Annotated in this window: 9 protein-coding genes and 1 pseudogene; 3 read left to right on the top strand and 7 right to left on the bottom strand. The window is 71.5% G+C overall.

Going from position 1 to position 13,304, the window contains the following annotated elements; translation table 11 throughout:
* Positions 1 to 948 (top strand): FGGY family carbohydrate kinase (locus BZL64_RS22535; protein WP_244205442.1); only part of this gene is annotated, 948 nt, incomplete at its 5' end.
* A gap of 90 nt (positions 949 to 1,038) precedes the next feature.
* Here the strand turns inward: BZL64_RS22535 and BZL64_RS22530 are convergent.
* The 5 genes and pseudogenes from BZL64_RS22530 to BZL64_RS22510 form a co-directional block, all read right to left on the bottom strand.
* Positions 1,039 to 1,644 carry a GTP-binding protein gene (locus tag BZL64_RS22530; protein ID WP_086771011.1) on the bottom strand — a complete coding sequence of 202 codons (606 nt, stop codon included), beginning with the start codon at positions 1,642 to 1,644 and terminating at the stop codon, positions 1,039 to 1,041.
* Positions 1,625 to 5,261 (bottom strand): annotated as a pseudogene (locus BZL64_RS22525) (hydantoinase B/oxoprolinase family protein). The gene BZL64_RS22530 and the pseudogene BZL64_RS22525 overlap by 20 nt, the downstream one beginning before the upstream one ends.
* Positions 5,262 to 5,285: 24 nt before the next feature.
* A complete protein-coding gene (locus tag BZL64_RS22520; protein ID WP_086771010.1) occupies positions 5,286 to 5,681 on the bottom strand; it encodes a DUF742 domain-containing protein in 396 nt (131 codons plus the stop codon).
* A 9-nt stretch (positions 5,682 to 5,690) separates the two neighbouring features.
* A complete protein-coding gene (locus tag BZL64_RS22515; protein ID WP_086771009.1) occupies positions 5,691 to 6,125 on the bottom strand; it encodes a roadblock/LC7 domain-containing protein in 435 nt (144 codons plus the stop codon).
* Entirely contained in the window at positions 6,122 to 9,031 is a 2,910-nt protein-coding gene (locus tag BZL64_RS22510) for a sensor histidine kinase (protein WP_086771008.1), read from the bottom strand. The genes BZL64_RS22515 and BZL64_RS22510 overlap by 4 nt, the downstream gene beginning before the upstream one ends.
* A gap of 420 nt (positions 9,032 to 9,451) precedes the next feature.
* On the opposite strand from BZL64_RS22510, the gene BZL64_RS22505 reads away from it, so the two are divergent.
* Positions 9,452 to 10,120, top strand: a complete 669-nt coding sequence (locus tag BZL64_RS22505; RefSeq protein WP_086771014.1) for a hypothetical protein — start codon at positions 9,452 to 9,454, stop codon at positions 10,118 to 10,120.
* 81 nt (positions 10,121 to 10,201) lie between these two features.
* Here BZL64_RS22505 and BZL64_RS22500 read toward each other — a convergent pair whose 3' ends face one another.
* Positions 10,202 to 11,401, bottom strand: a complete 1,200-nt coding sequence (locus BZL64_RS22500; protein ID WP_208639493.1) for an NAD(P)/FAD-dependent oxidoreductase — start codon at positions 11,399 to 11,401, stop codon at positions 10,202 to 10,204.
* A 241-nt stretch (positions 11,402 to 11,642) separates the two neighbouring features.
* Complete coding sequence (locus BZL64_RS22495; RefSeq protein WP_086771007.1) at positions 11,643 to 11,966, bottom strand: bifunctional 3-phenylpropionate/cinnamic acid dioxygenase ferredoxin subunit; 324 nt, start codon at positions 11,964 to 11,966, stop codon at positions 11,643 to 11,645.
* A 355-nt stretch (positions 11,967 to 12,321) separates the two neighbouring features.
* On the opposite strand from BZL64_RS22495, the gene BZL64_RS22490 reads away from it, so the two are divergent.
* Positions 12,322 to 13,152 carry an IclR family transcriptional regulator gene (locus tag BZL64_RS22490; protein ID WP_244205441.1) on the top strand — a complete coding sequence of 277 codons (831 nt, stop codon included), beginning with the start codon at positions 12,322 to 12,324 and terminating at the stop codon, positions 13,150 to 13,152.
* Positions 13,153 to 13,304 lie beyond the last annotated feature (152 nt).

The raw sequence follows: 13,304 nt of genomic DNA, 5'->3' as shown, positions 1-13,304 counted from the left end.
GCCGGCCGCACCATGCTGATGAACCTGGAGACGCTCCAGTGGGACGCGTCCATCCTTGCCGCGATGAACGTGCCCGAGGCGGTCCTGCCGGAGATCAGGTCCTCCGCCGAGGTCTACGGCACCGCGGTCGGCCAGCTGTCCGGTGTGCCGGTCGCCTCGGCGCTGGGCGACCAGCAGGCGGCGGTGTTCGGGCAGGCCTGCTATGACGTGGGGACGGCGAAGAACACGTACGGGACGGGCAGTTTCCTGCTGCTCAACACCGGCAACCGGCCGGTGCCGTCGAAGAACGGGCTGCTCACGACGATGGGGTACAAGATCGGCGGGGAGGCACCGGTCTACTGCCTGGAGGGCTCGATCGCCATAACGGGCGCGCTCGTCCAGTGGTTCCGCGACCAGCTCGGCATCATCCGTACGGCGGACGAGATCGAGACCCTGGCGGCGAGCGTCGACGACAACGGCGGCGCGTACATCGTGCCCGCGTTCTCCGGCCTGTTCGCTCCCTACTGGCGCTCCGACGCGCGCGGGGTCGTCACCGGGCTCACCCGGTACGTCACGAAGGCACATCTCGCGCGCGCGGTGCTGGAGGCGACGAGCTGGCAGACGCGTGAGGTCGTCGACGCGATGTACCAGGACTCCGGGGTGCGGATCACCACCCTGAAGGTGGACGGCGGCATGACGAAGAACAACCTGCTCATGCAGCACCAGGCGGACGTGCTCGGCGTGCCCGTGATCCGGCCCCGGGTCTCCGAGACGACGTGCCTGGGCGCGGCGTACGCGGCCGGGCTGGCCACCGGTGTCTGGAACGACCTCGACGAACTGAAGACGCACTGGCAGAAGGACGTCGAGTGGACACCGGCGATGGAGGCATCGGTCCGGGACCGCGAGTACCGCAACTGGCGCAAGGCCGTGGAGAAGAGCTTCGGTTGGCTGGAGGACGGCGAGGGATAGACCGCGCCCATCACGCGCGCGTGCGCGGGTGGGCTCGCCATGAGCCGCGGCCCGTACCCCGGTCGGCGGGGGTACGGGCCGTGCGCCGTCTCAGGTGGTGACCGTCTGCCGGCGGTCCGCGTCGTGATCCATGGCGTGCTGGACGACACCGACCAGCACGTCCTTCACCGAGCTCCGGTCGCGGGCGTCGCACAGCAGCACCGGTACGGCGACGTCGAGGTCGAGCGCGCGGCGTACCTCCTCGACGGGGTAACGGGCGGCGTCCTCGAAACAGTTGACGCCGATGAGGAAGGGGATGGAGCGGCGCTCGAAGTAATCGACGGCGGCGAAGCAGTCCCCCAGGCGGCGGGTGTCGGCGAGCACGATGGCACCGAGAGCACCTTCGGAGAGCTCGTCCCACATGAACCAGAACCGCTCCTGGCCGGGCGTGCCGAACAGGTACAGCACCAGGTCCTCGCGCAGGGTGATACGCCCGAAGTCCATGGCGACGGTGGTGGTGTGCTTGCGCTCGACGCCCGTGGTGTCGTCGACCGGCCGGCCGGCCTCCGTGAGGAACTCCTCGGTGCGCAGCGGCCTGATCTCGCTGACGGCGCCGACGAGGGTGGTCTTGCCCACCCCGAATCCGCCCGCCACCAGGATCTTGAGCGTGACGGGCTCGACCGGGGGCTTGCCGCGCTCAGAACGCCCGAAGATCATCGGTTGCTTCTCCTGCTCGATGGGGTCGTGGGCGGTGTGCCGTAGCCTCCGCCGCCGGGGGTTTCGATGACGAGGACGTCGCCGGGGCCGACGTCCGCGGAGCCGCTGCCGCCGAGTTCGACGACGGTGCCGTCGGCGCGTTCCACACGGTTGGTGCCCAGTGCTCCGGGGGCACCACCCGCCATGCCGTACGGAGGGACACGGCGGTGCTGGGAGAGGGTGGAGACGGTCATGTGCTCCAGGAACCGGATGCGGCGTACGGCGCCGTCCCCGCCGTACCACTTCCCGGCGCCGCCGCTGCCGTGCCGGACGGCGAACTCGTCGAGCCGTACGGGAAGCCGCCACTCCAGGATCTCGGGGTCGGTCAGGCGGGAGTTGGTCATGTGGGTCTGGACGGCGCTCGCGCCGGGGAATCCGTCGCCCGCGCCCGATCCGGAGGCGAGTGTCTCGTAGTACTGGTGGCGTGCGTTGCCGAAGGTGACGTTGTTCATCGTGCCGGAGCCTTCGGCCTGGACGCCGAGGGCGGCGTAGAGGGCGCCGGTGATCGCCTGGGAGGTCTCGACGTTGCCGGCGACCACGGCGGCGGGTGGTTCGGGGGCGAGCAGCGAGCCGTGCGGGACGATGATCCTCAAGGGGCGCAGGGAGCCGTCGTTGAGGGGGATGTCGTCGGCGACCAGAGTGCGGAAGACATACAGGACGGCCGCGTTGACGACGGCGTACGGGGCGTTGAAGTTGGTCGCCTGCTGCGCCGACGTGCCCGTGAAGTCGACGGTCGCGGAGCGGTTCTCGCGGTCCACGCGCACGCGTACCCGGATGAAGGCGCCGGCGTCGGTCTCGTAGGTGTACTCGCCGTCGTCGAGGGCGTCGATGACGCGGCGCACGGCCTCCTCGGCGTTGTCCTGGACGTGCCGCATGTAGGCCTGTACGACGTCGAGTCCGAAGTTCTCGATCATGCGGGCGACTTCGTCGACGCCCTTCTGGTTGGCGGCGATCTGCGCCCGTAGGTCGGCGAGGTTGGTCGCGGGGTTGCGGGAGGGGTACGGCGCCTCGGTGAGCAGGCGGAGCGTCTCCTCCTCGCGGAGGCGGCCGTTCTCGGCGAGCAGCCAGTTGTCGAAGAGGACACCTTCCTCGTCGATGCTGCGGCTGTCGGCGGGCATGGAGCCGGGGGCGATGCCGCCGATCTCCGCGTGGTGGCCGCGGGAGGCGACGTAGAAGAGGATCCGCGGGTCACTCTCCGTGTCGCCTCCCCTTCCGGTGTCGAAGACCGGAGTGATCACGGTGACGTCGGGCAGATGGGTGCCGCCGTGGTACGGGTCGTTGACGGCGTAGGTGTCGCCGGGGCGCATGGCGGGGCCTCGGCGGTCGATGACCTCTTTGACGCTGGTGCCCATGGAGCCCAGGTGGACGGGGATGTGCGGGGCGTTGGCCACCAGGTTTCCGTCGGGGTCGAAGAGCGCGCAGGAGAAGTCGAGCCGCTCCTTGATATTGACGGACTGGGCCGTCGACTCCAGGCGGGCGCCCATCTGTTCGGCGATGGACATGAACAGGTTGTTGAAGACCTCGAGGAGGACGGGGTCTGCTTCTGTGTCGACATCGGAACTCTGCGTAATCGCCGTGCGTTCCATGAGCAGATGCCCGTCGTGGGTCGTCACGGCTCGCCAGCCCTCGTCGACGACGGTCGTCGCGCTCGCCTCGGTGATGATCGCCGGGCCGGTGACGGAGTGGCCGGGAGGCAGGTCCTCGCGGCGATGGAGGGGTACGTCGCGCCAGGTGCCGCCGGTGTGGAGGCGGACGGTGCGGGGTGCGGAGATACGGCCTTCGTACGGGGCGAGGGCGGAGAGATCGGGGGGTTCTGTGATGCCGGTGCATTCCACGGAGAGTGCTTCGACGACGACCGGGCGGTCGAGCGCGAAGGAGTACGTGGCGCGATGACGTTCTTCGAAGGCGTCCCGCATGGTGGCGGGGTCGGTCAGCTCGACGGTGAGGGTGGTGTCGGTGCCGTCATAGCGGAGCTGCGCACGGCGGGTGACCTGGACACGGTCGTCGGGGACGTCCTCCGCGCGGAGTTCGGCGCGGGCCGCCGCTTCCAGGTCGTCGGCCGTCTTGAGGATCGCGGGCAGGGAGGCGTTCTCCAGCCGCGCCTCGACGGACTGTTCGCGCATCGCCGTGGTGTCGGCAAGGCCGATGCCCAGAGCGGACAGGACACCGGCCATGGGCGGCACGAGGACGGTTCGGATGCCGAGGGAGCCGGCGACCATGCACGCGTGCTGGCCGCCGGCGCCACCGAAGGTGGTGAGGGCGTAGCGGGTGACGTCGTGGCCCTTCTGTACCGAGATCCGCTTCACCGCGTTGGCGATGTTGGCGACGGCGATCTGGAGGAATCCCTCGGCGACCTGCTCCGGCGTGCGGTCGTCGCCGGTCTTCTCGCGGATCTCGTGCGCGAGGGCGGTGAAGCGGTCGCGGACGAGTGCCTCGTCGAGGGCCTGGTCGCCTTCGGGGCCGAACACCTGAGGGAAGTGGGCGGACTGGATGCGGCCGAGCATCAGATTGGCGTCGGTGACGGCGAGGGGGCCGCCGCCGCGGTAGGAGGCGGGCCCCGGGTCCGCGCCGGCCGAGTCGGGCCCCACGCGGTAGCGGGAACCGTCGAAGTGCAGGACGGATCCGCCGCCCGCGGCGACCGTGTGGATGTCCAGCATGGGTGCGCGCAGGCGGACGCCCGCGATCTGCGTGGTGAAGACGCGTTCGTAAGTGCCGGCGAAGTGGGAGACGTCGGTGGAGGTGCCGCCCATGTCGAAGCCGATGACGCGGTCGAAACCGGCGAGCTGGGACATGCGGGCCATGCCCACGATGCCGCCCGCGGGGCCGGAGAGGATGGCGTCCTTGCCCCGGAACTGGCTCGCCTCGGCGAGCCCTCCGTTGGACTGCATGAACATGAGCCGCACGTCGCGCAGTTCGTCGGCGAGGCGCCGGACGTAGCGGCGCAGCACCGGGGAGAGGTAGGCGTCCACGACGGCGGTGTCGCCGCGCGGGACGAGCTTCATGAGGGGGCTGACCTCGCTGGACAGCGAGATCTGCAGGAATCCGATGCGGGCGGCGAGTCGTCCCACGGCCTGCTCGTGGGCTGGGTGGCGGTGGCTGTGCAGGCACACCACTGCGACGGCCCGTACGCCGTCCTCGTAGGCCCGGCGCAGCGGCTCAGCGAGGGCGTCGAGGTCGGGGGCGCGCAGGACCGTGCCGTCGGCCGCGATGCGCTCGTCGACCTCCACGACCTGGTCGTAGAGGAGTTCCGGCAGGTCGATCCGGCGGGCGAAGATGTGGGGGCGGTTCTGGTAGGCGATGCGCAGGGCGTCGCGGAAGCCGCGGGTGACGACGAGGAGAGTGCGCTCGCCCTTGCGCTCCAGGAGGGCGTTGGTGGCGACCGTGGTACCCATGCGGACGGCTTCGACGGGTTCCCGCGAGTCGCCGAGCAGGGCGCGTACGCCGGCGACGGCCGCGTCGGCGTACCGCGCCGGGTTGTCGGACAGCAGCTTGTGGGTCAGCAGCCGGCCGTCCGGTCGGCGAGCGACGATGTCCGTGAAGGTGCCGCCCCGGTCCACCCAGAACTGCCAGCCTGCCACGTCCTCACCCCGCTTCCGCGCTGCTCACAGCGCTCGGAGGCCGTTGATCACGTCGCGCAGAATACCCTCGTCCGGCAGTTCGGCCGGAGGTACCGGCCGGTTCACGTGGACGAATTCGCCGTTCACGAGATCCCCGACGAGGACCCGTACCACGCCGATGGGCAGGTCGAGTCCGGCGGCGAGTTCCGCGACCGACTGGGGGGCGTCCCGGCACAGGTCCACGATGTCGACGTGTTCCGGGGACAGCGCGAGGTCCGCGTCCGGGTCGTCGGCGTGCGGTTCGGCCACGACGACCGCGATGAGGTCGAGACGGTGCTGGCCCGCACTGGTGGTGCGGCCGCGCGTCATGGCGTACGGACGGACGACGGGTCCGGCCTCGTCGTCGAACCAGTGGCTGCTTCCCTGACCGTCTGTGCTCATACCATCCCACTACCCGCCGGAGGGCAGATCGGTGCGCGGGGCGGTACCCAGATGTACGCCGACCCGCTTCACCAGGAGCGTCATCTCGTACGCCACCAGTCCGACGTCCGAGTCGGCGTCCGCGAGGACGGCGAGGCAGCTGCCGTCACCGGCGGCGGTGACGAACAGGAATGCCTCGTCGAGTTCTACGACGGTCTGGCGGACGCTGCCGGCCTCGAAGTGGCGGCCGACGCCCTTCGCCAGGCTGTGGAACCCGGAGGCGACGGCGGCCAGGTGCTCGCTGTCCTCCCGGGTCAGGTCCTGGGACGCTCCGGTCGGCAGGCCGTCGCCGGACAGCACGACGGCCTTGCTGATGCCGGCGACCCGGTCGACGAGGTCGTCGAGGAGCCAGTTCAGCTGGCCGTTGTCGGTCGTGGTGTGGCCGGTCGCCTTCGGTGCGGTCATCGACCGTCCCCCTTGTTCGTTCGTGGTGGTGCTGTGCCGCGGTGGGCATCGTCGCCGCCGCCGTGGGCATCGTCGTCCGCGGTGTTCTCCGCACGGCCGCGCTGCCAGCCGCGCTGGAGCGATGCCATCCGGCTGCGGACCTCGTCGGCGTCCCGGTCAGCGGGTTCCGAGCCCTCCTGCGTGGTTCGTTCGGGGCCCTGCCGCAGTTGCGGGGCCAGGTTCGCCTGCCGTACGCGGCGGGGCAGGGCGCCCGTGCCGGAGTCGGTGCGATGAGGCGCGCCGACGGGGCTCCCGGTGGGTCCCCCAGGAGCGCCCGGCGCCTGCTCCGCGCCGTGGTGGGGCGCGTTGCGCGTGAGGCCGGCCGTCTTTTCGTCCGGGCCGGCGGGCCGCCCGTCGCGACTCGGCGGTGCGGGTGGCTCCGACGGCTGGTCGGCGCCGTCTCCGGAGCGCTCGGTGGAGCCGGTGCTCCGCGGGATCTGGGGCATGGCGCCGCGGCGGCGGGACGGCAGTGGGGCCGGGCCGTCCTGCTCCGGGCGGCGTTCGGCCGGCCACGACGGGGATTCCTCACCCGTCTCCGCGCGACGGGACCGCTGGTCTGTGACCGGGCGGCCGTGCGAGCTGACCAGCTTCGGCGTCCGCCGGCTGGGCAGGGGCACGAGATCGGCGGGGGCGCCCGGTGCGGGACGGTCCGGTTCGCTCCGGAGGTCGGACAGCCTGCGGCGCGGCTCGACGGAGTCGGCCTGCGGCCCGTCCTGCGTGCGCGTGAGGGAGCGGCCGGGACGGAACAGGCCGCCCCGCTCACCGCTCTCGTCGTCCAGCGGACCCCCGAAGCCGCCGAAGGCGTCCAGGTCGACCGGGGCCTCCAGCTCGACCGGCCCGTCCAGCAGCGCGGGCGGACCGGGGAGCGGCACCGGCGTCTGGGCCAGCGCCGACCTGCGGCTCCTGGCGGGCTCGGGCTCCTTCGGAGGGCGGGGACGGTCCAGTCGGAAGCCGATGCCGTTCGTGTCGGGGACGTCGTCGGTGAGCAGCGCGTCGGGGATGAAGATGACCGCGGTCGTGCCGCCGTACGGGGAGGGCTGAAGGGAGACGCGGACGTTCTGCCGCTGGGCGAGCCGGCTGACCACGAACAGGCCGAGCCGGTCGGTGTCGGACAGTTCGAACTCCGGCGTCTCGGCGAGCCGGAGGTTGGCGTCGAGGAGGGCCTCGGGCGCCATGCCCAGGCCGCGGTCGTGGATCTCCAGGGTGAAGCCGTTGGCGACCCTGTCGCCGAGGACCTGGACGGCTGTGTGCGGCGGCGAGAACACCGTGGCGTTCTCCAGGAGTTCGGCCACGAGGTGGGTGAGGTCCGCGACGGCGGGGCCGGTGACGGCGACGCGCGGGAGGCGCCGGACCTCGATGCGTTCGTAGTCCTCGACCTCGGCGACGGCGGCGCGCACGATGTCCATGAGCTGGATGGGCTTGCGCCACTGCCGCGAGGGGGCTGCGCCGGAGAGGATCACCAGGCCCTCGGCGTGCCGTCGCATCCGGGTGGTGAGGTGGTCGAGGCGGAAGAGATCGGCGAGTTCCTCGGTGTCCTCGGTGCGGCGCTCCATGGTGTCGAGCAGGGTGAGCTGCTTGTGGAGCAGCACCTGGCTGCGGCGGGCGAGGTTGACGAAGACCTCGGAGACGCCCGAGCGCAGTTCTGCCTGGCGGACGGCGGCCTCGACCGCGGCGCGCTGGAGGGTGTTGAGGGCCTGGCCGACCTCGCCGATCTCGTTCTTGTCGTACTCCAGTCGCGGAGCCTCGGTCTCGACGTCGATCTGTTCGCCCGCGGAGAGGCGGCGCATGACGCTCGGCAGCCGGACGCCGGACGACTCGTGGGCCTCCAGGCGCAGTTGACGCAGGTCGCGGATGAGTCCACGGCCGATGCGCACGGACAGGACGAGGGAGACCAGGAGGGCGATCAGGCCGAAGACTCCGGCCACGACCGCCTTGACGATCACCTCGATCGCCACGGGGCGGACGCGGTCCTGGTAGCGGTCGTTGGCCTGTTCGTCGAGGTTGCCGAGTTCGTCGAGGACGTTCGCGGCCGCGACGTCCCAGGTCTTGGCGGTGACCCCGCGGGGCATCCTGCCGGGCGCGGTGGAGACGACCGTCTGTTCCGCCGTGCGCAGGGGCGCGGTGGTGGCGTTCTTCCAGAAGCGCTCGTAGCGTTCGCGCTCGGCGACGGGCAGTTGGGCGAGGCTGATGTCGTAGACGACTTCGCGCTGCGCCTCGAGATCGGAGATGTCGCGGATCTCGTCGCGGGTGACCCGGCCCACGACCAGGGCGGAGCCGAGCAGGGCGTCCTCCTGGGAGAGCAGCTCGCGGGCGCGGGCGACGCTGACCAGGGCCCGGTACTGCTTGTCCATCTCCACGCTGTCGACGACGTCCAGTGTGGCCAGCAGGGTGTAACAGGGGTCGATGAGCCGGTTGTAGAGATCCAGCGCCTGGACGCGGGTCACGGTCCCCTCTTCGACGCTGCGGCGCAGGGAGTCGACGCCGTCGAAGGCGTCGAGGACGGCCGTGAGGCCCTCGCTGTCGTCCTGGTCCAGCACTTCGCGTACGTCGGGGTCCTTCGCGTTCGTACGAATCTCCGCGAGGGCCTCGTCCGTGGCGGTCCGGGTACGGCGCAGGGCGGACAGCGCGTCGGAGGCGCGGGGGTCGGCGAGGTAGACCAGGGTCTGCCTGCGTTCCTGCTGGACGATTCGGACGGTGTCCTCGACGGGGTAGCCGACCTTTTCCACGAGGTGCGACACCGTGAACAGGCGGCTCGCCTCGCGGCCCGTGAGCACCGTGGCGAAGCCCCAGAGGGCGGTCAGGGACACCAGCGGCACGAGCAGCAGCGCCACGATCTTCCGGCGGATCGACTTCCCGCGAAAGCGCATGGACTCCCCCAGCTCGAACCCCCACCGGCAGGGGGTACGCATGTGCGTCAACAAACGGCGCGAGCCTACTACCGACACACAGTTAACTCGAAGAGGCACCCGGAATCCGAACGTCCGGATACGCGTCGGTGCGGGGCGAGTTGTCCGCCGATTACGGGAGATTGTCGCCCTGGACCAGGCCTTCCGAGCGAGGCCGGATCCGATCGGTGTCGTGGAGGAGTTGGCCAGAATTTTCCCCAGTTCGGGAATCTTCGGGGCGGGTCGGGCGTCCTACTCATTGGGAATTGGGGGCGGAATCGGCCACAGGAGCCGCATGCCGCACCTGGGCGGCGTAAAAGAGCGCAAGCCGGGCAGCCGTTGAGGGGCCGGTTCTTGGAGCCGGGGGCAAGCGGTCTGCCGGCGGTGGGGAGTGACACGTTGATGGGCACGGCGGAGCGGCGCAAGGCGCCTGAGGACGGCACGGCTGCGCGGGGTACGGCGTTGCGCGAGCCCGAGGCACCGGATCTCGACATTCCGGTGAAGGGGCGCGAGGTGACGGAGCGAAGTGGTCTTCCGCCGGCCGCGGCGGCCGACGGCACAGCCGAGAGCACAGTGCGCAGGACAGTCCCGGACATCGGCCGGGACATCGGCCGGGACACAGCTCGGGCCGACGCGACGGGCGGCGGTCGCGCGGCTTCCACGGAGCAGGAAGGGGTCGTATACCGGCCGTTGTGGGTCGAGGAGCCCGCTCGGCGGCGTCGGCTTCCGGACCCGGTTCGCAGGTCGGCGGTGCGGGCGGTGTTGTTCATCGCCGTGACACTGCTTCAGGCCATGGTCGCTTTTCTGTGCACGCTGGCCGGATCCTGGCTGGCGTTCCCCATGGTCATCAGCAGCGTGGTCAGCACCGTGGTGGCCACCTGGGGAGCGCTGGACGTCTGGGTGACCCGCCAGGTGTGGAGCCAGCGCAACGGCGTCGTGTCGACGCCGAGCAGCACCGCGCGCGCACTGCGCCGCGAGCGGCGCCGGGCACGCAGGCAGGAGCGGACCGCAAAGCGCGCGCAGGAGCGGATACGTCGGCGGAGCGGCGCCGGGCAGCTGTCCCACTCCTGAGACCGGGGACGGGTCTCACGGCGGCACGCCGCAGCCCGCCCCGCCACACCGGCCGCATCGGGCTTCCCCGTGCCCCGTCGGTCACGCGGCGCCTGAGCCCACCTGTCCCTCCTCTCTGACCAGCTCGCGCCGTGCCCGCATGAAAGGCCGTGGACGGTCGACGGAGAGCACGGCGGTGGTGCGGCCCTCGCGTTCGTAGAGGGCGAGGAAGCCGCCATCGGGCGGAGCGCCGCCGGTGAGTTCTCCGCCGGTGAGTTCCCCCTCTGTGATGCGGACGGTGTCACCGTCCCTGCGCCGCCCGGCGAACTGGACGCGTGAGCCGTACTGGTCGGACCAGAAGTACGGCACCGACCGCAGGGTCCGCGTGGTGCGGCCGGCGAGCAGGTTGGCCACGGCGACGCGGGGCTGCTCCGTCGCCGAGGTCCAGTGCTCGGCCCGGGAGCCGCCCACGTGGGCGACATCGCCGACGGCGACGACCTGCGGAAGGGCCGTGGCACAACCGTCGTCGCACAGCACGCCGTCACGCAACGCCACTGTCGAGCCCGCCAGCCAGGCGGTGTTGGGCATGGCTCCGATGCCGACGATCACGAGGTCGGCGGGGAGGGTGCGGCCGTCGGAGAGTTCCACTCCGGTGACGGCGACGCTGCCGCGCAGGCCGGCCACGCCGGTGCCGGTGATCAGTTCCACGCCGCCGCGTCGGTGCAGAGCGGCGCACGCGGCGGCCATCTCAGCGCCCAGTTGGGGCACCAGCGGAAGTGCTGCCGCTTCGAGGATGGTCACGGAGTGACCGAGCGCGGCGCAGGAGGACGCGGTCTCGGCGCCGATGAAGCCACCGCCGATGACGACGATCCGACGGGTGCCGCGGCCGAGGTCCTCGCGTAGCCCCCGGGCGTCGTCGAGGGTGCGCAGGGTGTGCACCCCGGCCAGGCCGTCACCGGGGAGCCGGCGGGCTGAGGCGCCGGTGGCGATGACCACGCCGTCGGTGGCCACGGTGCGGCCGTCGCCGAGGAGGACCGTGCGGCCACGGGCGTCGAGCCCTCGGGCCCGGACGCCGAGAAGCCACTCCGCGCCGAGGCCTTCGGTCTCCTCGGCATCGGTGAGGGCCAGTTGGGCCTCGTCGGTGCGGCCGATGAGAAAGTCCTTGGAGAGGGGAGGGCGGTCGTAGGGAGCGTGGGGCTCCTCGCCGATGATCACCAGTCGTCCGTCGAAGCCCTGGGCGCGGAGTTCGCGGGCCGCGTACAGGCCGGAGAGGGATGCGCCGACGACAGTCACGGTCCTCATGCGATGCGGTTCCTCTCGGACGGGTCGGATGGGGCGGACGGCCCGGACGGCCCGGAAAGGGCCCGACGGAGCCGGGGAGGCGGCTGCAACGGTGGGGCATCGGTCGGAACGGGAACGCACTGCTCCCGGCGGCCCGGCACCGCGGACGTGGGCGTGGCCGCAGGCGGGGGTGCGGACGTGGCCGCAAGCGTGGACGTGGACGTGGCCCCCGACGTGGGTGCGGACGCAGGCGTGGGTCTGGTCATGCCGCCGTCCCCTCCTCCGCCACGAGGTGGACGTGGACCATGCCGTCGTCGACGGTGACGCGATGGGTACGGACGGGACGGCGGGCCGGCAGGCAGGTCGGTTCGCCGGTTCGGAGATCGAAGGAGGCGGCGTGCAGCGGGCACTCGACGAGGCAGCCCTCCAGCCAGCCCTCGGAGAGGGAGGCGTCCTGGTGGGTGCAGGTGTCGTCGATGGCGTACAGCCGGCCGTCCTCGGTGTGGAACACGGCTATGGGTGGGGTGGTGTCGATGCGGACGGACTCACCCTCGGGGAGGTCTTCGAGGCGGCAGACGGGAATCATGGGCCCCCCTCTCGGTCCCGGACGCTGGGTCCGGAACCTCGCGGTCCAGACGGATCAAGGAGTTCACGGCAGTTCTCGGGGTACGCGGACCGCCGTCGTCGCGGACCGCCGCCGCCGCGGACCGCCGCCGCCGCGGACCCTCGTTGGTCCGGGCTCGGCCGGTCCGGCCGGGCGTCGGCTCGGCCGTCGGCGCGTCCGTCGACAGCCGGAGCGCCGGACGCTTCGGTAACATGATGTTGCACATGGCGCACGAGTTCGCGCTATGCGCAACAGAATCCGGGCGGGGCGACCGTCACGTCAAGGGTTTCCCGCAGATGCGGCCCGAACAGGGCCGACAGGTGGTGAGAGTTGAGCCATGACCCCCACGCACAAGCAGTCCGACCCGAGTGAAGAGAAGAGCCCGACCACGGAGAAGCAGACCGGCAAGGGCTCGGCCAGTGCCGTGCAGTCGGTGGACCGGGCGGTGAGCGTGCTGGAGATCCTCGCCCGGCACGGCGAAGCGGGCGTCACCGAGATCGCCGACGAGCTGGACGTGCACAAGTCGACCGCCTTCCGGCTGCTCGGCGTCCTGGAGAACCGGGGCCTCGTCGCCCAGGCCAAGGACCGGGGCAAGTACTACCTGGGGGCCGGCGTGCTGCGCCTGGCAGGCGCGGCCGCGGTGCGGCTCGACATCTCGCAGGAGGGCGTCCCCGTCTGCCGCGAACTCGCCGACGAGCTGGGCGAGACGGTCAACATCGCCGTACTGGACGACGACGCGGCCGTCAACATCATGCAGGCTCGCGGCACCGCCTCGGTGACCGCGCAGAACTGGCTCGGCAGACGCACCCCCCTGCACGCCACATCCAGCGGCAAGGTGCTCCTCGCCCATATGCCGCCCACGCTGCGCGAAGGGCTCCTCGCACGCCCTCTCCCCCGCTTCACCGACCGCACGATCACCGGGGCCTCCATGCTGCGCGCCGAACTGGAAGCCGTCGTCGAGCAGGGATACGGCCTCACCATCGAGGAACTGGAGCTGGGGCTCGCCGCCGTGGCCGCGCCGATCAGGGCGCACGACGGCAAGGTGATCGCGTCGATCAGCGTCTCCGGACCGGTGTACCGGCTGAACACGGACCGGCTCCCCGAGCTGGCGAAGCGGACGGTCGCGGCCGGCGCCGAGCTGTCGCGCCGGATGGGCTACGGCTTCTGAGGGACCGCCGGGCGGACGCCCGAGCGGATTCCCGCCATGACCGGGGCGGGCACGCGCCGCGATGATCCCGCCGCTCCGACACTCGTGCCTCACCCCACTACGGCGGCGCCGGACCAGGAATTCCCGGGGTCCGCGCGGCCGTGTGTCCGGCA

This window comes from Streptomyces bobili (genome assembly GCF_002154575.1).
GTDB lineage: Bacteria > Actinomycetota > Actinomycetes > Streptomycetales > Streptomycetaceae > Streptomyces > Streptomyces bobili.
The sequence above is the reverse complement of the archived record's forward strand: the minus strand, read 5'-3'. Positions and strand labels throughout refer to the sequence as shown.